The 19146-nt window shown below is 70.3% G+C and carries 16 protein-coding genes; 9 read left to right on the forward strand and 7 right to left on the reverse strand.

All coding sequences use genetic code 11. The annotated features are described in order from the left end of the window. Window positions 1-57 precede the first annotated feature (57 nt). Window positions 58-1221 carry a Fic family protein gene (locus ABD770_RS04465; protein WP_344818303.1) on the forward strand — a complete coding sequence of 388 codons (1164 nt, stop codon included), beginning with the start codon at window positions 58-60 and terminating at the stop codon, window positions 1219-1221. A 610-nt stretch (window positions 1222-1831) separates the two neighbouring features. Here the strand turns inward: ABD770_RS04465 and ABD770_RS04470 are convergent. Both ABD770_RS04470 and ABD770_RS04475 read right to left on the reverse strand, forming a co-directional pair. Beyond that, window positions 1832-2641, reverse strand: coding sequence for a MerR family DNA-binding transcriptional regulator (locus ABD770_RS04470; protein WP_344818304.1), 810 nt, complete (start codon window positions 2639-2641; stop codon window positions 1832-1834). Window positions 2642-2882: 241 nt separating this feature from the next. Then, window positions 2883-4076: a hypothetical protein gene (locus tag ABD770_RS04475; RefSeq protein ID WP_344818305.1), complete on the reverse strand. Its 1194-nt coding sequence runs from the start codon at window positions 4074-4076 to the stop codon at window positions 2883-2885. 30 nt (window positions 4077-4106) lie between these two features. Here ABD770_RS04475 and ABD770_RS04480 point away from each other — a divergent pair, with 30 nt between their 5' ends. The 3 genes from ABD770_RS04480 (at window position 4107) to ABD770_RS04490 (ending at window position 7488) form a co-directional block, all read left to right on the forward strand. Further along, window positions 4107-4853 (forward strand): mismatch-specific DNA-glycosylase, encoded by a 747-nt coding sequence (locus ABD770_RS04480; protein WP_344818306.1) that lies wholly within the window; start codon window positions 4107-4109, stop codon window positions 4851-4853. Between the two features lie 108 nt (window positions 4854-4961). Then, entirely contained in the window at window positions 4962-6458 is a 1497-nt protein-coding gene (locus tag ABD770_RS04485; protein WP_344818307.1) for a deoxyguanosinetriphosphate triphosphohydrolase family protein, read from the forward strand. A gap of 94 nt (window positions 6459-6552) precedes the next feature. Continuing rightward, window positions 6553-7488, forward strand: a complete 936-nt coding sequence (locus ABD770_RS04490) for an ATP-grasp domain-containing protein (protein ID WP_344818308.1) — start codon at window positions 6553-6555, stop codon at window positions 7486-7488. A 116-nt stretch (window positions 7489-7604) separates the two neighbouring features. On the opposite strand, the gene ABD770_RS04495 is transcribed toward ABD770_RS04490, so the two are convergent. Then, window positions 7605-8834: an acyl-CoA dehydrogenase family protein gene (locus ABD770_RS04495; protein ID WP_344818309.1), complete on the reverse strand. Its 1230-nt coding sequence runs from the start codon at window positions 8832-8834 to the stop codon at window positions 7605-7607. Between the two features lie 301 nt (window positions 8835-9135). On the opposite strand from ABD770_RS04495, the gene ABD770_RS04500 reads away from it, so the two are divergent. After that, the gene (locus ABD770_RS04500; RefSeq protein WP_344818310.1) at window positions 9136-10482 is read left to right on the forward strand and encodes an O-acetylhomoserine aminocarboxypropyltransferase/cysteine synthase family protein; all 1347 of its coding nucleotides are present in this window, start codon (window positions 9136-9138) and stop codon (window positions 10480-10482) included. Between the two features lie 101 nt (window positions 10483-10583). On the opposite strand, the gene ABD770_RS04505 is transcribed toward ABD770_RS04500, so the two are convergent. Next, window positions 10584-11660 carry an LLM class flavin-dependent oxidoreductase gene (locus tag ABD770_RS04505; protein ID WP_344818311.1) on the reverse strand — a complete coding sequence of 359 codons (1077 nt, stop codon included), beginning with the start codon at window positions 11658-11660 and terminating at the stop codon, window positions 10584-10586. 143 nt (window positions 11661-11803) lie between these two features. Between ABD770_RS04505 and ABD770_RS04510 the strand changes: the two genes are divergently transcribed. Together ABD770_RS04510 and sfnG are read left to right on the forward strand one after the other, a co-directional pair. Then, window positions 11804-12145, forward strand: a complete 342-nt coding sequence (locus tag ABD770_RS04510) for a carboxymuconolactone decarboxylase family protein (protein ID WP_344818312.1) — start codon at window positions 11804-11806, stop codon at window positions 12143-12145. Between the two features lie 8 nt (window positions 12146-12153). Next, window positions 12154-13290, forward strand: coding sequence for a dimethylsulfone monooxygenase SfnG (gene sfnG, locus ABD770_RS04515; RefSeq protein WP_344818313.1), 1137 nt, complete (start codon window positions 12154-12156; stop codon window positions 13288-13290). 112 nt (window positions 13291-13402) lie between these two features. On the opposite strand, the gene ABD770_RS04520 is transcribed toward sfnG, so the two are convergent. Together ABD770_RS04520 and ABD770_RS04525 are read right to left on the reverse strand one after the other, a co-directional pair. Beyond that, window positions 13403-14584 carry a low temperature requirement protein A gene (locus ABD770_RS04520; RefSeq protein WP_344818314.1) on the reverse strand — a complete coding sequence of 394 codons (1182 nt, stop codon included), beginning with the start codon at window positions 14582-14584 and terminating at the stop codon, window positions 13403-13405. 21 nt (window positions 14585-14605) lie between these two features. Next, window positions 14606-15838 carry a glycosyltransferase gene (locus tag ABD770_RS04525; RefSeq protein WP_344818315.1) on the reverse strand — a complete coding sequence of 411 codons (1233 nt, stop codon included), beginning with the start codon at window positions 15836-15838 and terminating at the stop codon, window positions 14606-14608. A gap of 148 nt (window positions 15839-15986) precedes the next feature. Between ABD770_RS04525 and ABD770_RS04530 the strand changes: the two genes are divergently transcribed. Then, on the forward strand, window positions 15987-16250 hold the full coding sequence (locus tag ABD770_RS04530) for a glutaredoxin domain-containing protein (RefSeq protein WP_344818316.1): 264 nt from the start codon (window positions 15987-15989) through the stop codon (window positions 16248-16250). 41 nt (window positions 16251-16291) lie between these two features. Then, window positions 16292-18094, forward strand: a complete 1803-nt coding sequence (locus tag ABD770_RS04535; RefSeq protein WP_344818317.1) for an aldehyde dehydrogenase family protein — start codon at window positions 16292-16294, stop codon at window positions 18092-18094. Between the two features lie 79 nt (window positions 18095-18173). Here the strand turns inward: ABD770_RS04535 and pip are convergent, their stop codons facing one another. Further along, window positions 18174-19139: a prolyl aminopeptidase gene (gene pip, locus ABD770_RS04540; protein ID WP_344818318.1), complete on the reverse strand. Its 966-nt coding sequence runs from the start codon at window positions 19137-19139 to the stop codon at window positions 18174-18176. Between the last annotated feature and the right edge of the window lie 7 nt (window positions 19140-19146).

The following is a 19146-nucleotide window of genomic DNA, read 5'->3' on the forward strand; positions in this document are numbered from 1 at the left end:
AGCGTAGGCTTTCTGTATGAATAACTAAGTTACTCATACAGAAAGGGGTGGGCGTGTATGAGTAATGCCGCAACATCGTGGCCGGCTCTCGAATGGGAGAGCCAGGTGTGGCTGCCCACGACGGGCTTCGGCGGTGGCCGATACAAGGCAGCGGTGCCACCACTCATCGCCATGCTGACGCCGCAGCCATCCGCCGAGGCGGCAGAGGCAGCGTCCACCGCCGCGAATGCGTTGAGCAGGTTCGATGCAGAGCTTGGTCATCGAGTCGCCGCTTTCGCTCCCGTTCTCCTCCGTTCAGAGTCCGCGTCCTCGTCTCGGATAGAGAACCTGACCGCCAGTGCCCGCGCGATCTTCAGTGCAGAGCTCGGCGCCAAGGGCAGCCGGAATGCGGAGTTGATCGCGGCCAACACGCAATCGTTGCAAGCCGCACTCAACCTGAGCGCAGGCCTTTCCTCCGATGCGATCCGTGACATGCACCGCATACTCATGGCTGGGCAGCCGCGCCACACTCCCGGCGAATGGCGCGACCAGGCGGTATGGATCGGCACCCGGGCAGACAGCCCGATAGGTGCGGATTACGTAGCCCCCGATCACGTCCGCATCCCCGCGTTCATCACCGATCTCGTCGCCTTTGCGACGCGCCACGACCTTGCTCCTCTGACTGCTGTCGCGGTGGCTCACGCGCAGTTCGAGACGATCCACCCGTTCAGCGACGGCAATGGGCGAACCGGCCGCGCACTTGCGCAAGCAGTGCTGCGCCATCGCGGAGTGACTGAGAACGTGGCAGTGCCGGTCTCGGCTGGACTGCTGGCAGATGTCGAGGGATACCACCAGGCGCTGACGGCCTATCGGGCAGGAGACGTGTCCCCCATCGTGCTGGCCTTCGCGAACGCCTCCATGAGGGCGGTGTCGAACGCGCGGCGACTCATCGCCGACATCGACGAGATCCAACGCTCATGGGCCACTCGGTTGACGGTACGGCGTTCAAGCAACGCGTGGAGGCTTCTGGACATCGTCGCCCGCAGACCGGTGCTTGACGCCGTCACCGCCGCCCGAGAACTGGGCGTCCAGCGCCCCAACGCCTACCCACCACTTCAAGCGCTTGTCGACGCCGGCATCCTGACCGCGAAAGCGGAACGGCCGTTCTGGCGAAGCACCGAGATCCTCGGAGCAATCGACGCGTTCGCCGAACGGGCCGGGCGGCGCGAGATGCCTCGATGACACTGCGAGAGCTGTGAGAACATTCTTTGCGCATTCAAGGCGCGCCTCCGGCTGACCGCGCCCTCTGCCGACGCGGCGCAGGCCAGATATGGTTGCCGTATGAAGCAACTGGGCCGTACCGCCGACTCCGTATTCGGCGTCAGCAGCGACGTCAACCCCGAGTCGTATGTCGACCGTGCGGGCTCGGCTCAAAGGTAAGGCGTGAGCTGGACCGATCCCAGCGTCATATCTCGCTCGTAGGCCCATCAAAAAGCAGAAGATCGTGGCTCAGGCAGAAGATGATCCCCCAGGGGATCATCGTTCAGTGCCGACACGGCAAGACGGTCGATGACATTTACCGCGAGGCTCTCGGCTCCCTGGGGATTGAGCTCACCTTAAAGAAGACAACATCTGACAGTGAAGAGCATCCTCACCAAATTGGACCAGCTTCAGGTCGACTCCGATGGGCGCGGACTGGTCGTTAGTTACGATGAGTCGCGAGAGCAGGTCTTCCTGGTTGATCGGCAGCTCCTCCTTTGCAGAGCATTCTCGACAGTCCGATGGTCCTGGGGTGACCTCCTTGCGGAGGCGATGCTGGCAAGGACCGCTGCGGTTCGCTTCATCATCCGCATCATGACACCGTCACCGACAGTTCGACGGCATAGTCATCAGCGCTCTGACCGATGACCGTCTGACGCACCTCGACATCACCGAGTTCGACCCCGCGTTCGGCGATCGCGTCGAAGAGCCCGACGGCTGCGGGATGCAGTGCCCCCTCAGGCGGCTCTTCTCCGTCGACCGGACGCCACGTCGCCACGAGCTCCGTCCGGGCGGGGAGCTCGGCGGAGAAGCTCTCGGATCCACGCGCCTCCTCGGGCACATGGGACGCGGTCGGCCAGCAGCACACCACCTCGATGGTTCCTCGATCACCGGCTCGCAATGTAAGCCAGAACGGCCCGCTGGGGCCGGCGCCTGCGGCCTGGAGCCGTGCGAACAGCGCACCCAGCACCGCGTTCGCATCGTCATCCGAGACAGCGCCGGCATCGTCGACCGGAGCAGTGATGGCCTGCCCGACGAAGTGCTGGACCAGCATCGACCGCTCGCTGACGTTCACCGGGACGGCCAGCGCACGCAGCATCCGCGCGGCATCGTGGAACGCACGATCCTCGCGTTCCCGCTGCTCGAGGACACGGACCCGATGAGCGGCGAGTGCTTGCTCGGCGTCCCCTCCCGCGATCGCAGTGGATGCCTCCGGCAGCGGCACCCCGGCGTCCCGCAGCGCGCGGATCACCACACCCGCCCGCACCTGACTCTCGGCGTACAGCCGATACCCCGAGCGGTCATCCACATCCGCGGGGACGAGCGCGCCCGTCTCGTCGTAGTGACGAAGAGCCTTCACGCTCAGCCCGGTCAATCCTGCGAACTCCCCGATCTTCAACATGAGACCAGCTTCCCGTCTCCCCCAGCAGGAGAGTCAACCCGCGCATCCACGACCCACCGGACCACCCTCGTCGATGCCACCCCGAGCGCCATGGCCGGCGACAGCCACCGGCGGCGGTGCCGGGTGAGACACCACTTCCCGGGTGAGAAACCATGCCTGAGCGGGGTCTCACGCCAGAAGCGGTCTCTTGGCGGGAGGGAGGACGCGGACAAGAGAGAGGGCGCGGGGGGAGGGGCGCCCGTCACTCGTCCGGGATCGACGCCCCGGGGTTCGCGGCGCGGAGCAGGGCGAGGGCGTCGGCGCGCAGCGCCTCGGTCTCGGCCCGGAGCGCGGCCGTGGCGGCCTCCGCATCGGCCAGGGAGCGCGCCCGTTCCTCGATGTCGACGCGATAGCGCTCGAGCTCCTCGTGCCGGTACGTCAGCGACTCCTCCCACGACATGGTCATGGGCTCCCCACCCTTCGGGGTCAGCGTCACCTGCCATCGCTCGCGCTCCTCGGCCGGCGTCGCGTCGAACTCCGCACGGTCGGCGTCGTATGCGCGCACCGCCTCGTCGTAGGCCGCACGGTCGGCATCCAGCTGGGCGCGCTGCTGCGCGTTCGCCTGCTCCTGCTCCGCGACGTGCGCCCACGCCGACTTGACCGCGGCGAGCACGTCATCGACGGCGTCGAGCGACCGGCGGTGCGCCTCCACGAGCGCCATGCGGTCGGTGAAGACGCCGGCGTAGATCTCCTCCAACGCGGGATCGAACCCGCCGTCGAGCGCGACCTGCGAGCCGAGATACGCGAACTGCTCGGTCGCCCGGCTGTCGTCCTCGTCGCCGACGGATGCCGTGATCTGCGCGTGCACGGGATCGTCCGCCGGCACGCGCGCTGCCGCCGCCGGCATGAGTTCGTCCACGACCGCCCGTTCATCGGCGCGCATGTTCGCGTAGACGGCATGCAGCAGCTCGTGGGCGGCGACGGTGACCATCGCATCCACCAGCCGGTCATCCCCCGGCCGATACACGTAGATGCGTCCCGGTCTGCCCTCGGCCGAGGTCAGGAGGAAGCATCCGCGCACCGACCAGTCCTCGGACTGCCCGTGCACGGCATCCGCGCACACCTCGCCGATCTCGTCGGCGCCCACCAGCTCCGGGCGGGTCCGCGCGAACAGCTCCCTGCCCTCGTCGCTCAGCTGCATCCGGTCGGCGAGCTCCGCGGTCTCGCCGGTCAGCGGCGGAGGCGGTGCCTCGACCTCGACGAACGGAGCCGCCCTCCCGTCCGGCGGGTCGGACGGCGACTCGGATCCAGGACCACCCAGCACGGCCGACAGCACGACCGCGACGAGCGCGCCGATCCCGATGACCACCACGACGGCGGCCACGATGCCTCGCCGACGACCGGACGCCGGTTCCTTCACGCTCCGGTCCGGGCCGTCGGACTCGAAGAGCGTCATCGACCGTCCTCCCCGCGCACGGGAACCGCCGTGCCCGCGCACACCGGTGACAGCGGCATGGTCCGCGGAACGACGTCGGCGGACATCCGCCCGGATCTCGACAGCATCGTGCTCACCCTACACACGCCACCGGACGGCGCGGCGAGCGCGGAGAACCGCGATGATGGAGCCATGCCCTCCCGCAGCGATCATGCCGCCGAACGCCCGCGTTTCACCCGCGCCGAGCTGTCGGCGTTCACGGGCGGGACGCTGCCGGATCTCCTCCCCGACCCCACCCTGCTGCTGTTCGCGGGCATCAACCCCGGCCTGCTGTCGGTGGCCGTCCAGGCGCACTTCGCACCCCGCGGCAACCGGTTCTTCCCCGCCCTCGCGGCGGCGGGCATCGTCGACCGCCGGATCGATGCCTCCGCCGGCATGCTGCCCGCCGATGAAGAGCATCTTCGCAGCCGCGGCGTCGGGATCACGAGCATCGTCCGCGGCGCCACGTCCAGGGCATCCGAGCTCACCGCCGCCCAGCTGCGCGCGGGCGGCGCGGATCTGCGCGAGCGCGTCGCCGGCATCCGTCCGCGCGTGGTCGCGCTGCTGGGGATCACCGCCTACCGGACCGCGTTCGACGCCCCGCACGCCCTGGTCGGCCGGCAGCCCGGCGACTGGGACGGCGCCGAGGTGTGGGTGGTCCCCAACCCCAGCGGCCTGAACCGGCACCACACCACCGCCGATCTCGCACAGGCCTACCGCGAGGTCGCGCTGCGCGCGGGGATCCGTCCGCCGGCCTGACCCGGCCGACGGTGCTCCGATGACGGATGCCGAGGATGCCGCGTACGAGCACCGCCCCCGCACGAGCATACGCACGGTCCCGTCCCCGCCCCGTGCCACACTGGCTTCATGCCCCAGGACTCCCCCGATCCCCGTCAGGCGCGACGCCTGCCCGAGACTCTCGACGAGTTCCAGCGCGCGGAGGGGCATCCGAACTTCCGGGTGGATGTGGAGCGCATCCGCTTCTCCCCCTTCTACTCGCGGCTCTCCGCCGTCACCCAGGTGATCTCACAGGCGGGCGCGGGGCTGGCGGTGAACAACCGGCTCACCCACTCGGTCAAAGTCGCCGCCGTGGCTCGGGCGATCGCCACCCACCTGTCCACGCGCACCGACGAGCGCGGCCGGATCGTCGCCGAGCTCGGCGGTGCGCATCCGGTCGTCGTGCAGGCCGCCGCGGCCGCGCACGATCTCGGCCATCCGCCGTTCGGGCACCTCGGCGAGCAGACGCTCGACCGGCTGGCCCGCACCCGGTTCGGGCTCGCGGAGGGCTTCGAGGGCAACGCCCAGACCTACCGCATCCTCACACGTCTCGACGAGCACGATCGGCCCGGCGTCGGCCTCAACCTCACCGCCGCGGTGCGCGCGGCCGTACTGAAGTACCCCTGGCTGCGCGGCGAGGGCGGCACACGTCGCGGCGGCGCGAGCAAGTTCAACTTCTATGCGATCGACGAGCCGGACGCCCGGCGCGCGCTCTCCGCCTACCCGCTGATCGAACCGGGCCAGCAGACCGTGGAGTGCTCCATCATGGACATCTCGGACGACATCGCGTACTCGCTGCACGACCTCGACGACTTCTACCGCGCCGACCTGCTGAACCCCGCCGCCCTGTCGGCGGAGTTCCGCGCGTGGCGTCGGGATCTCGCCCGACTGCGCGCCGCCGAGGTCGAAGCCCTCGCGGCAGACACCCGGACCCCCGGTCATTCGCTGGAGCTGCTGTGGCGGCGGATGCAGGAGAAGGACGCCTGGATCGCCGACCCGGATGCCTTCAGCGAGGCTGTCGCGAAGGTGGCCGCCGAGGTCGTCGACGGGCTCGTCGCGGAGCCGTTCGACGGCTCGCTGGCCAGTGAGCGGTCGCTCGCGCGGTTCACGTCGGGCTGGATCGCCCGGCTGCAGTCCTCCGTGGAGGTGCACCGGCATCCGGATGCCCGCTCCGGCCATGTGCGACTCAGCAGGACGGCTTGGCATGAGGTCGGCGTGCTGAAGTTCCTGCACGAGAGGTTCATCCTCGAGCGCCCCGACCTCACGGTGTACCAGCGGGGTCAGGCGGGTGTGCTCGAGCGGCTCGTGGACGGGTTCACCGCTTGGCTCGACGATCCACGCGACGCCCGGCGCGCACCACGACGGCTGATCGACCTCGTCGAGCTGGCGACGGACGATTACCGGATGCTGCGCAGGGACGCCCCCGAGATGACCGACCCGCACACGGATGCCGATCTCGACCGGCTCGGCCGGGGCCGCGGCATCATCGACTACGTCGCGTCGCTGACCGATGCGCAGGCCGTCTCGCTGGACGCCCTGCTCGCCGGGCACACCGAGCGGCTGTGGGATGCCGGGCAGGGACTGTGAGCAGCAGGACACGAGCAGCCGCCGGGTCTCGCTGTGCGTCCTCGCGTGACGTTCCCGGAGCCTCCCCGCGGTGGGCGTCAGTACGCTGAAACGCATGACCGAGCCCCGCGTCTACATCATCCACGAGAACCCCCAATGGATCCCGCCGCTGGCGGCCGCGTTCGCCGCGGAAGGCGTGCCGATCGAGTCCTGGTCGCTGACCGACGGCTCCATCGACCTGTCTGCCGAGCCGCCGCAGGGCGTGTTCTGGTCGAGGCTGAGCGCCTCCGCGCACACGCGCGATCACGGCGCCTCGAAGGAGTACGGCCGGGCCGTGCTGCGCTGGCTGGAGTCGTGGGGGCGGACCGTCATCGACGGCAGCCGCGTCCTCGAGCTCGAGGTCAGCAAGGCCGCCCAGCATGCGGCGCTGCGCCGTGCCGGCATCGACGTCCCCCGCACGATCGCCGTGTTCGGGACCGCGGACCTCTCCCGGCGCGCGCGCGAGCTGCCCGCACCGTTCATGTCCAAGCACAACCAGGGCGGCAAGGGGCTGGGCGTGCGCCGGTTCGACAGCCACGACGAGTTCGACGCCTGGGTATCGGGCCCCGACTTCGAGCCCTCCCCCGACGGCATCACCCTGCTGCAGGAGCATCTCGCCGCCCGGGAGCCCTTCGTGACCCGCGCCGAGTTCGTGAACGGCGAGCTCGTGTACGCGGTCCGGGTGGACACCAGCGACGGATCCTTCGAGCTGTGCCCGGCGGAGGCCTGCGCGCTGCCCTCCGCCGCCGACGAGCCGCCGCTGCCGATGTTCACGCTGCGCCGCGACATCGACCCCGCACTGATCGCTCAGTATCGCGGCTTCCTCGCCGCGGAGGGGATCGACATCGCCGGCATCGAGTTCATCGAGACCGTCGACGGGCGCACGGTCACCTACGACGTCAACACCAACACCAACTACAACCCGGACGTCGAGGCGGAGTCCCCCCGCTCGGCGCCCCGCGAGATCGCCCGCTGGCTGGGCTCCCTGCTGCCCGCACTCGCACAGGTCTGAGGGGAGCGCGCTCGGGTCCGTGCACTCGCGTCCGCGAGCACGGGCCCGAGCGCACGGCATCCGCTGGACGGACGAAGGACCCGGCCGGGTGAGCGCCCCGGCCGGGTCCTTCGCTCTCACCCGGCGGTCGTCGCCCGCTGCGCGCCGATGGCCCACACGTACGGCGGCTCGGTGCCGTTGATCGCCCAGTCGCCGACGATGCGCTCCTTGAACACGACGGGGTTGTGCGAGGACACCGTCCGCGCATTGCGCCAGAACCGGTCGAGCTGCTTGCCCCCGCCCGCCGCCGACGCGCCGAGCGCGTCGAAGACATGCGAGGTCGCCTCCTGCGCGATCGCGGTGATGACGATCTGCCCCTGCGCGGAGTCGAGCTCGGCGCGGATGTTGGCATCCCGCTCCGCGGCCTCGTCATCCGCGAACGCCGCCAGGTACGCGTCCTGCGCGGCCTGCGCGGCGCGCACGGCGACGGCCCGGGCGGCGAAGCCCTGCGCGGTCGCCTTCCCGATCACCTGGTGGATGAGCGGGTCCTGGTTCCAGACGTCGCCGGCCCCGTGGCTGTACACCCGGGTGCGGCGCTGCGCCTGCGCCGCGAACTCCGCGGCGGCGTTCTCGGCGATGCCCGCGAGCGTCGCCAGCAGCACCAGCTGGTAGAAGGCGGTCTGGTAGCGGAACCGCTCGGAGAAGTCGATGACGTCGGATGCCTCCACGCGAGCGTCCGTGAGCACCGTCGTGCCGCTTCCCGTGGTGCGCTGCCCGAAGCCGTCCCAGTCGTCCAGCAGGGCCACCCCGGGCTGGTCGGCGGGCACGAGCGCGATGACGCGCACGCCGTCGGACTCCCGCTGCGCGAACACGTCCAGCCAGTCCGCGAAGATGCTGCCGGTGCTGTAGTACTTCGTGCCGGACACCGTCAGGACGCCGTCCGACTCGCGCACCTTCGTGCCCACGTCCCCGACCTCGACCGCACCGATCTCGGTCCATGCATTGCCGCCCAGCTGTCCGGCGACGAACCTCTCGAACCAGACGCTCTGATCGGCGTGCGCGTGGGCGACCAGCCGGTCCTCCACGAGCGCGAAGTGGCCGCGCAGCGCCTGCGGCAGGTTGGAATCCGCGGCGGCGAGGTCGGTCAGCAGCTCGATGAGCTGCGGAAGGCTCGCGCCCGCGCCCCCGTGGCTGCGCGGCACGCGCACAGCGCCGAACCCGGCATCCGCGAGTTCGCGGATGAGCTCGCGGGGCAGTTCCCGCGAGGCGTCCCGCTCCGCCGCGCCCTGGGCGATCCGCTCGAAGAGCGGCCGGAATCGTGCGCGCAGCTCCTCGAGATCAGCCCCGGTGGATGTCTGGTCGGTCATGTGAGATCCTCTCGCCGTCGATGGGGACGCGCGGTGCGCGCCCCGCCGACGGTAGACCCGCGCCGCCGCCGCACGCCACCGCGGATGCCATACGGTGAAGCGATTCGTCATACGCCGAAACGCGGCGACACGGGACGACGCCCACCGTGGACGACGACGCACCGGCGCGAAGATCGTCGAGGTGGGCCGGTTCGCCCCGCTGGGCGAGGTTCCCGAGCCCGGCCGGTGCCCCTGAGTCCCGCATCGTCACGGAGGGAAATCAAGCATCTCGGGACGGACAGCGGATTCTACGGTGGATGGCATGACCGACCAGATCGCTTCCCCCACCCTGACGACAGGCGTCGCAGCCCCCGAGTACGACTGGGACTCGTACGGCTTCGACACGCGCCAGGTGCATGCGGGGGAGTACGACGAGCTCACCTACGGAGCCCGGGTCTCCCCCGTCTACCTCTCGGCCGCCTACCGGTTCGATTCGTTCCGGCAGGCGAAGAACCGCTTCTCGGGCGAGGAGGCGGGACAGCTGTACTCCCGCAATCTGAACCCCACCAACCAGGTGGCCGAGCACCGCATCGCCTCGCTGGAGGGCGGTGCGGGGGCGCTCGTCGTCGGCTCCGGTCAGGCCGCCGTGACCTCGGCCCTGCTGGGCCTGGCCGGAGCCGGCGACCGGATCGTTTCGGCCGCGAGCATCTACAGCGGCACGCGGCTGCTGTTCGAGCGCACCCTGTCGCGCCTCGGCGTCACCGTCGACTACGTGTGGTCGCCGTCGGACGAATCCGAGTGGGACGCACTGATCACCCCCGACACCAGGGCGCTGTTCGTCGAGACGATCCCCAACCCCAAGAACGACATCATCGACCTCGACGTGATCTCGCGGGTCGCCTCCCGGCACGGGATTCCGCTCGTCGTCGACAACACCATCGCCACCCCCTACCTGATCCGCCCCATCGAGCACGGCGCGAACATCGTCGTGCACTCGGCGACCAAGTTCCTCACCGGTCACGGCACGACGGTGTCGGGCGTGATCATCGATGCGGGGAACTTCGACTGGGAGGGGACGTCGCGCCCCTACCCGGCGCTCACCGCGACGCCCGTCGCCGGTCACCGCTCGCTCGTGGAGGCCTTCGGCCCGCGCGCCTTCGAGATGCACGTGCGTCTGGGCGTCGCCAATGACACCGGCCCCGCCCTGTCGCCGCTGGCGGGCTTCCTGCTGCACCAGGGCATCGAAACGCTGTCGCTGCGCGTGCAGCGTCACCTCGACAACGCGCACCGGATCGCCACCTGGCTGTCACGGCATCCCGACGTGGAGAGCGTCGACTACGCGGGCCTGGACGGGCATCCGCTGAAGCCGCTCGCCGACCGCGATTACCGCGGCACACCCGGCTCGGTGTTCTCGTTCACGATCGCCGGCGGCGCCGTCGCCGCCGAGCGGTTCTTCGACGCCCTGCGGGTGTTCAGCAGGATGACGAACATCGGCGACACGCGCTCCATGGCGCTGCATCCCGCCACCACCACGCACCTCGGCTTCACGCAGGAGATGCGCGACCGGCTCGGCATCGCGGACGGGCTCATCCGCCTCTCGGTCGGCATCGAGGATGTCGCGGACCTGCTGGCCGATCTCGATCAGGCCATCGCCGTCGCGCGTCGCTGACGCCGACGGGCAGTATCCGTCTGCTCAGCGGGCAACGGATGCCGGGCACGGGCGCCGGCGCGGCCCCTGCCCGTGGACGCCGATGCGCGGCATCCGCCGGCTCAGGCCGCGGCGCGCAGCGACTCCAGCCTGCGCACCCGCGGGATGACCTCCTCGGCGAAGCGCTGGAGCTCCGGCAGGTGCGGCGAGAACTGCAGCAGCAGTGTCTCCACGCCCACCTCGCTGAAGCGCAGGATGCGCTCGGCCACCTGGTCGGGCGTGCCGACGAGGTTGGGGCGGAGGCCCCGGTTGGAGACCGAGTACTCCTTGAGGTCGACCTGCACGTCGAGCTTCGACTTGCTCACGAAGTCCTGATACGAGCCGTAGGCGGCGCCGGTGCGCACATCGGTGATGCGCTCGACCTCGGCCAGCGCCTCCTCCTCGCTGTCGCGGACGATGGCGTACGCGGCCATGCCGAACGCCTCGAAGGGGGCCCTGCCGGCCTCGGCGGCGCGGCGGCGCATGTCGGCGATCTTCTCACCCACCTCCTCGACCGTGCCGCCGTGGGTCAGGTACGCGTCGGCGAACCCCGTGATGGCCGTACGGCCCGCCTCGCTCTCGCCGCCCGCGTAGATGCGGGGGATGCGCTGCGGCTTGGGCTCCAGGTAGGTGCCCTCGGTCCGGTAGTAGTCGCCCTCGAAGGCGAACGGCGTGCTGCTCCACAGCCCGCGCAGCACCCGCACCCACTCGGCCGTGCGCGCATAGCGGTCGTCGTGCGCGCTGAACAGACCGCCGTACTGCTTCGCCTCCTCCGCCCACCACGCCGAGACGACGTTCAGCGTGAAGCGTCCTCCGCTGATCTCGTCGATCGTCGCGGCCTGCTTGGCGGTCAGGAACGGGTTGTGGAATCCCGGCCGCACGGCCGCCAGCAGCTCGATCCGCTCCGTCACCGCAGCGAGGCCCGCGGCGATGCTCCAGGCATCCAGCGACGGCGCCTGCACGCCCTTGATGTCGTTGAGGCTCAGCTCGGGGATGAGCGTCACATCGAACCCGCCCTGCTCGGCGGTGCGGGCGATCTCCGCCAGATGCGAGAAGGAGACCGGGGTCTGCTCGTCGGCGATGTTGCGCAGCCATCCTCCGAAGATCGGAGTCCAGTAGCCGAAGCGGACGGGGGCGGGCGATGCGGAGTGCGAGGGCATGTCCTCCATCCTGACGGCGGACGGCGCCATCACCGCGTCATATGAACAACCGTTACGTCTCCGGCGCACGAGCACCCCTTCGCCCCCTAGCTTCGGAGAGGGCCTCCTGCGGCCCGCACGACCGAAGACGAAGGGATGCCGATATGAGCCACTTCTACGACAAGGAGAAGGATGCGTCCTTCACCTCCGTCTACAAAGCGGAGACCCCCGACATCCTGAACGCGTTCGCGGACTTCAACAACGCGGTGTTCGCCGCGGAGGGGCGGGAGATCCCGCTGAAGTACCGCGAGCTGATCGCCGTCGCCGTGAGCACCACCACCCAGTGCGTGTACTGCATCGACGCGCACACGCAGAAGGCCATCGCCGCCGGTGCCACCGACGCGGAGCTCGCGGAGGTCGCCTGGGTGTCCTCGGCGATCCGTGCGGGCGGCGCATACGCGCACGGCCGCCTCGCCTTCAAGACCGCATCCGAACACCGTCACTGAGGAACGACATGACCGACCTCTCGAAGATCCGCAACCCCCTCAAATTCGCCTACTGGGTCCCCAATGTCAGCGGCGGGCTCGTCATCAGCAACCTGCCGCAGCGCACCTCCTGGGACCTCGACTACAACATCGAGCTCGCCAGGACGGCCGAGCGCGTCGGGTTCGAGTACGCGCTCAGCCAGGTCCGTTACGCGTCCAGCTACGGCGCCGCCCAGCAGCACGAGTCCACGAGCATCAGCCTCGCCCTGCTGCTGGCGACGGAGAAGCTCAACGTCATCGCCGCCATCCACCCGGGCGCCTGGCATCCGGCCGTGCTGGCAAAGTTCATCAACTCCGCCGACCAGTTCTCCCACGGCCGGGCGGCCGTGAACGTCGTGTCGGGATGGTTCAAGGACGAGTTCGTCGACCTCGGGCTGGAGTGGCCCGAGCATGATGAGCGCTATGTGCGCTCCGCGGAGTTCATCCAGGTCCTGCGCGGCCTGTGGACCCAGGAGAAGTTCTCCTTCCACGGCAAGTACTACGACATCAACGAGTTCACCCTCCGTCCCTTCCCCGCTCAGGTGGAGGGCAGGCCGCACCCGGAGATCTTCCAGGGCGGGAACTCGACCGCCGCGCGGTTCAACGGCGGCGCGCACGCCGACTGGTACTTCTCCAACGGCAAGGACTTCGACGGCTTCACCGAGCAGTACGACGAGGTCTCCCGGATCGCCGCCGAGCACGGCCGCCGCACGCGCTTCGCGCTGAACGGCTTCGTGATCCAGCGCGACTCGCTCGCCGAGTCCGAGGAGCAGCTGCGCGAGATCATCGCGCACGCCGACGACGACGCGGTCGAGGGCTTCCGCGCCTCGGTCCAGGAGGCCGGCAACGCCACCGCCGACAAGAAGGGCATGTGGGCCGACTCCACCTTCGACGATCTCGTGCAGTACAACGACGGCTTCCGCACCCGCCTGTTCGGCGACGCGCAGCAGATCGCCGAGCGCATCATCGAGTACAAGAAGCGCGGCGTCGACCTGTTCCTGCTGGGATTCCTGCACTTCCAGGAGGAGCTCGAGCGCTTCGGGCTCGAGGTGCTGCCGATCGTGCGCGAGCTGGAGGCCGAGCTCGACGCGAAGACCCCGCAGGAGGAGGCTCCGGTCACCGCGTGACCGGGACGGGTGCGTCGGGTCGGTCCCGGCGCACCCTGCGCGGAGCCGGGGTGCGGTGCGGGCGTGCATCGCACCCCGGTGCCCGATGTGCGCGCCGACCCGCGCCACACGCCTAAGATCGCACGGTTCGGGCGACCGGGTCGCGCATCACGAGCACGACGACCACCGCGACGAGTGTCGCACAGGTGACCAGCACCGACGACGGCAGCAGCAGCGCGTCGACGAGCACGACGATCGCCGCCAGCGGCACGACGACGTTCACCACCCGATCCGCGCAGATCCGGATCGCCACCCACCAGATCCCCATCAGGAACACCGCGATGGGGATCGCCACCGCGAAGGACGCGTCGCGGTCGGAGGCCCGGGTCGCGCCCGTGAGCACATCGATCTGCAGCTCGATGCCGACGGAGAACGCCGCGGCGGCGGCCAGCACGAAGTAGTGCACGTAGCCGTAGCGCAGCGACTGGGCCAGCGACCCGATCGCCCGGTGGTGCGGCGGCCAGAAGTAGATCCACCACATCGATGCGGCGGACACCAGCGTGAGGGCTGCGATCCCGATGAGCGGCAGGAGCGTCTCCACGACGTCGAGGGCGCTGATCACCGCGCCCGCGGATGCCAGCACCGTCTCGCCCAGCACGATGAGGGTGAACGCCGAGTAGCGCTCGGTGATGTGATGCGGATGCCAGGGCGTCAGCGCCTGCCGCTCGGCGATCACCGGCACAGCCAGCTCCACGACGACGAGCGCCGCGAAGCCCACCAGGCGCAGGCCGCCCACGGGCACCAGCAGGAACAGCGCCCACAGCACCTGCACGGATGCGATGCCCACCGCGTACGTGAGGGCCGTGCGGCGGTGCACCCGACCGGACGCCGCCGCACGCAGCCACTGCGCGATCATCGCCACCCGCATCACGACATAGGCGACCACGAGCAGGCGCAGATCACCGGACTCGTACACGGGCCCGATGCCGGCGGCCAGCACCAGCACGCCGCTCATCTGCACGATCGTGACGACGCGGTACAGCCAGTCGTCGGTGTCGAACGAGGTGGCGAACCAGCTGAAGTTCATCCACGCCCACCAGATGGCGAAGAAGACCATCAGGTACGTGACGATCCCGCCCTGCACGTTCCCGTCGCGGAGCTGCTCGTGAAGCTGCGCGGAGGCGATGCTCACCGCGACGACGAACACCAGGTCGAAGAACAGTTCCAGGGAGCTCGCGGTGCGATGCGGCTCATCGGGGTCTCTCGGCAGCATCCGCTCCAGCCTGAACCGCGCCCCGCGCGCATCCCCGTTCACCTCAGCAGAGTAGCGCACCGGTCACAGCTCGCCGGGGCGCATCGCCTCCGCATCGATGGCGCGGATCACCCGCAGCGCCGCCGTGTCGGCGGGCGGCTCCCCCTCGGCATCCGCCGCGCTCTCGGCGTCCGTCACGGCTGCGGCATCGGTCGCATCCGTGCGCCGGCGCCGCCGCGGGGCGTACACGACGAGCGCGTGGAAGAGGAACCGCGCGAAGAACGCCACCACGAGCGAGATCGCCGTCGCCAGCACCGCCGAGATGTGCCAGGTCTCGACCATGAGCGCCATCACGGGGATGCGCAGCGCCGCCTCGATGCCGTTGAAGGTGACGGATGCCGACAGTCGCACCCACAGCCGCGGGGCGTCCTTGCGCTCCTCGCGGAAGACGAACAGCTCCTGCAGCACGAAATTGCCGATGATCGTCGCTCCGGCGCCGATCACGGCTGCGAGGACGTAGTCCATGCCCAGGTGCACGAGCACCCACATGATGCCGATGTTGGCGAGCGCGCCCACGCCGCCGATGAGCGCGAACAGCCCCATCTTGCCGAACCGCAGGCGCGCCAGATGGGCGAGGAACAGCGCCCCCTGCCGCAGGCTCGCCTTGGAGGCCCCCGCCCGGCGCTCGTCGAAGGCGAGCGGGACCTCGGCGATGCGCAGCTCGCGGTGCTCACCGCCGCGCACGAGGATCTCCAGCAGGATCTTGAAGCCCTGCGGACGCAGCTCGTCCAGGTCGATGCGCGCGCGGTCGACGAGGAAGAACCCCGTCATCGGGTCGGTGCTGCGCCACAGCCTGCGCAGGAACATCGCCTTGGTGACGGCTGTGGCGGCCCGGGACACGGCCAGGCGCAGGGCGGTGCCGAGCCCCGCCGAGTCGCCCCCGCCGATGTAGCGCGAGGCCGCCACGATGTCCGCATCCCCTCGCGCCCAGCGCTCCAGCATCGCCGGGATCAACTCCGGCGGATGCTGCAGGTCACCGTCCATGACGATGCACACGTCGTGCCGCGCCTCGGACAGCCCCAGCACGACCGCGCCGCCCAGGCCGCCCGTGTTGCGCTGCCGGTGGATCACGCGGACCGGGAGCGGAGCGGATGCCGACACCCGCTCGATCTCGGCGGCCGTGTCGTCGGAGCTGTCGTCGATGAAGAGGAGCTCGCCGTCCACACCGCCCAGCGCCGCTGCCGCGCGTTCGACGAGTTCGGCGACGTTGTCGCGCTCGTCGAACGTCGGGATGATCACGGTGACCGAAGCGCTCATCTGCTCCCCTCCGGCCTGATGATGCGAGGCGGCATCCATCGTCGCATCTTTCCCTCTGCGCCGTGTCATCGATTTCTCTCCGGCCGCGGCGGCCCGCCGGCGGAGGGGCGGCGGCCCGTGGCCGCTCACGGCGGCTTACGCTGGAGGCATGACCACTCCTGCATCCGACACCATCACGATGTTCGGCGCCGACTGGTGCGGCGACTGCCGTCGCACCAAGAAGCAGCTCGACGAGCTGGGCGTCGCGTACACGTACATCGATCTCGTCGCCGAGCCCGCCGCGGCCGACGTGGCCAAGGACATCTCGGGCCGCACGAACATCCCCGTGGTCGTGTACCCCGACGCGAGCCACCACGTGGAGCCGAGCAACGCCGACGTCGAGGCCAAGCTGCGCGAACTCTCCCTCATCTGAGGAGCCCTCGCGGGTGTGTCCCGTATGGGAAGGAGACGACGATGACTCAGGAAGCGACCGCTCCCCCGGCGTCCGGAGGGCGCGCACGCCGAGGGTCGGCATCCGCCCTCCCCCCGCTCGATGCGGCCGAACAGGAGGCGCTGGACGTCGACATCGCCGTCCTGCAGCAGGGCTCGCGCACGTGGACCGGGCTCACCGTGGCGCAGCGGGCGACCCTGCTGCGCGCCCTGCGCACGAGCGTCGCCGCGGCCGCCGCCGACTGGGCGAACGCCGCCGCCGACTCGAAGCAGCTCCCCGCCGGCCATCCGCTGCGCGGTGAGGAATGGCTGAGCGGCCCGTACTCCGTGCTCGGGGCCATCGACGCGTACGTCGACACGCTCACGAAGCTCGCCGACGGCCGCAGCGCCCTGGACGGCGTCGACATCGCACGGGCCCCGGGCGGGCGCACGAGGGTGCGCGCGTTCCCCCTCAGCGGCATCGACGCGTTCCTGCTCTCCGGGTTCAGCGGGGAGGTCTGGCTGAAGCCGGGCGTCACGCCCCGCACGGCGCGCACGGCCGCGGGGCTCGCGCAGCTGACTCCCACGGCGTCCGGCGGCGTGGGACTCGTACTGGGGGCGGGCAACATCACCGCGATCCCCGTGCTCGACGTGCTGTACGAGCTGCTCGCCCACAATCGCGTCGCACTGCTGAAGGTCAACCCCACCCAGGACGCCCTCGTGCCGGTGTTCGAGCGCGCGCTGGCCCCGCTCATCGAACCCGGCCTGCTGCGCATCGTGCGCGGCGGTCCGGCCGTCGGCGCGCACCTGACCGCGCGCCGCGACCTCGTGCACGTGCACATCACCGGGTCGGCGGCCACGTTCGACGCCATCGTGTGGGGCCAGGGCGCGGCGGCCCGTCGCCGGCGACGCGAGAACAGGCCGCTGCTGAAGAAGCCCATCACGGCCGAGCTGGGCGGGGTGTCGCCGATCATCGTCGTGCCCGGCGAGTGGACCGACGCCGACATCGCCTTCCAGGCCGAGCACATCGCGACCATGCGTCTGCAGAACTGCGGTCACAACTGCATCGCGGGCCAGGTCGTGCTCATCTCGCAGGACTGGCCGCAGGCCGAGCAGTTCCGCATCGCCCTGCGGCACGCCTACGCGTCCGCCCCCGAGCGCCCCATCTGGTACCCGGGCTCCTCGGCGCGCATGCAGCGCGCGGAGGACGACTATCCGGACGCCCTGCAGCTGGGCGACCGGCTCCTCGTGGAGATCGAGGAGGGGCAGGACGCCTCGGCTCTGCAGAGCACGGAGTACTTCGCCCCGGTGCTGGGTGTGGTGGAGCTGCCCGGCACAGGGCAGGCGTTCCTCGACACCGCCGTCGCACACGCGAACGAACGGCTGCAGGGCGCGCTGGGCGCCAATGTCCTCGTCGACCCGCTGACCGAGCGATCACTGGGCAGCGGGTTCGAGCGCGCGATCGCCCAGCTGCGCTACGGATCCATCGCGATCAACGCCTGGACGGCGTTCGGGTTCATCATCCCGACACTGACCTGGGGCGCCTTCCCGGGCAGCACGATCGAGGACGTCGGCAGCGGCATCGGCGTGGTCCACAACGCCCTGCTGCTCGACGACGTGGAGCGCTCCGTGGTGCGCGGACCGTTCCGCCCGTTCCCGCGATGGGTCTCCGACGGCATCCGCCGGCCCGGATCGCTGGGCCTGTCCCGGCGCACGATCCTGCCCACCCCGCCGTGGTTCGTCACCGCGCGCACGGGCGCGCGGGTCAGCGAGGGCCTCACGCGCTTCCGTGCCCACGGCGGCGTGCCGGGCCTCGTGCGGACCCTGCTCCAGGCGCTGCGCGCCTGATCGCACCCGGCGTCACGTGCCCGGCATCCGGATGCCGGGCAGGGGGCCCACGAAGCCGGGCGTGCCCCGCGCCGGCGCCTCAGGTGCGGGCGAAGCGGTCCGTGGCGGCACGGAGGGCCGCGGCGATGCCCGGCTCGGCGGCGGAGTGCCCGGCGTCGTCGACGATCACCAGCTCGGCCTCCGGCCACGCCGTGTGCAGATCCCACGCGGTCATCATCGGCGTGCACACGTCGTGCCGTCCCTGCACGATCACGGCGGGGATGTCCCGGATGACGCCGACATTGTCGATCAGCTGGCCCTCCTGGAACCAGCCGCCGTTGAGGAAGTAGTGGTTCTCGATGCGGGCGAAGGCCGTCGCATGCACCGTGTCCGTCGCCTCCGCGACATGCTGCGGATCCGGTCGCAGCGTGACCGTCGCCGCCTCCCACCTCGACCACGCGACGGCGGCGGGAACATGCACGGCGGGGTCCGGATCGAACAGGCGCCGATGGTAGGCCTCGATCATCCGGCCGCGCTCGACCGGCGGGATGACGGCCGCGAAGTCCTCCCAGGCATCAGGGAACAGCGCCGCGGCGCCGCCCTCGTAGAACCACTCCAGCTCGTGCCGGCGCAGAGTGAAGATCCCCCGCAGCACCAGTCCGGACACGGCGTCCGGATGCGACTGCGCGTACGCCAGCGCGAGGGCGCTGCCCCAGGACCCGCCGAAGACCTGCCACTGATGGATGCCGAGGTTCTTGCGGAGCAGCTCGATGTCGGCGACGAGGTGCCAGGTCGTGTTGAAGCGCAGATCGGCATCCGGCTGCCCCGCGTGCGGAGTACTCAGACCGCAGCCGCGCTGGTCGAACAGCACGATGCGGTAGACCTCGGGGTCGAAGAACCGGCGCTGCCACGGCGAGGTGCCGCCGCCCGGGCCGCCGTGCAGGAAGACGACGGGCTTCCCGCCGGGATTCCCGCTCTGCTCCCAGTGGATGCGGTTGCCGTCGCCGACGAGCAGATCGCCCGTCTCGTACGGCTCGACAGGCGGATGCAGTCCGTCCGGTTCCATGATCAAC

The organism is Microbacterium soli, assembly GCF_039539005.1.
In the GTDB taxonomy this organism is placed as follows: Bacteria; Actinomycetota; Actinomycetes; order Actinomycetales; family Microbacteriaceae; genus Microbacterium; species Microbacterium soli.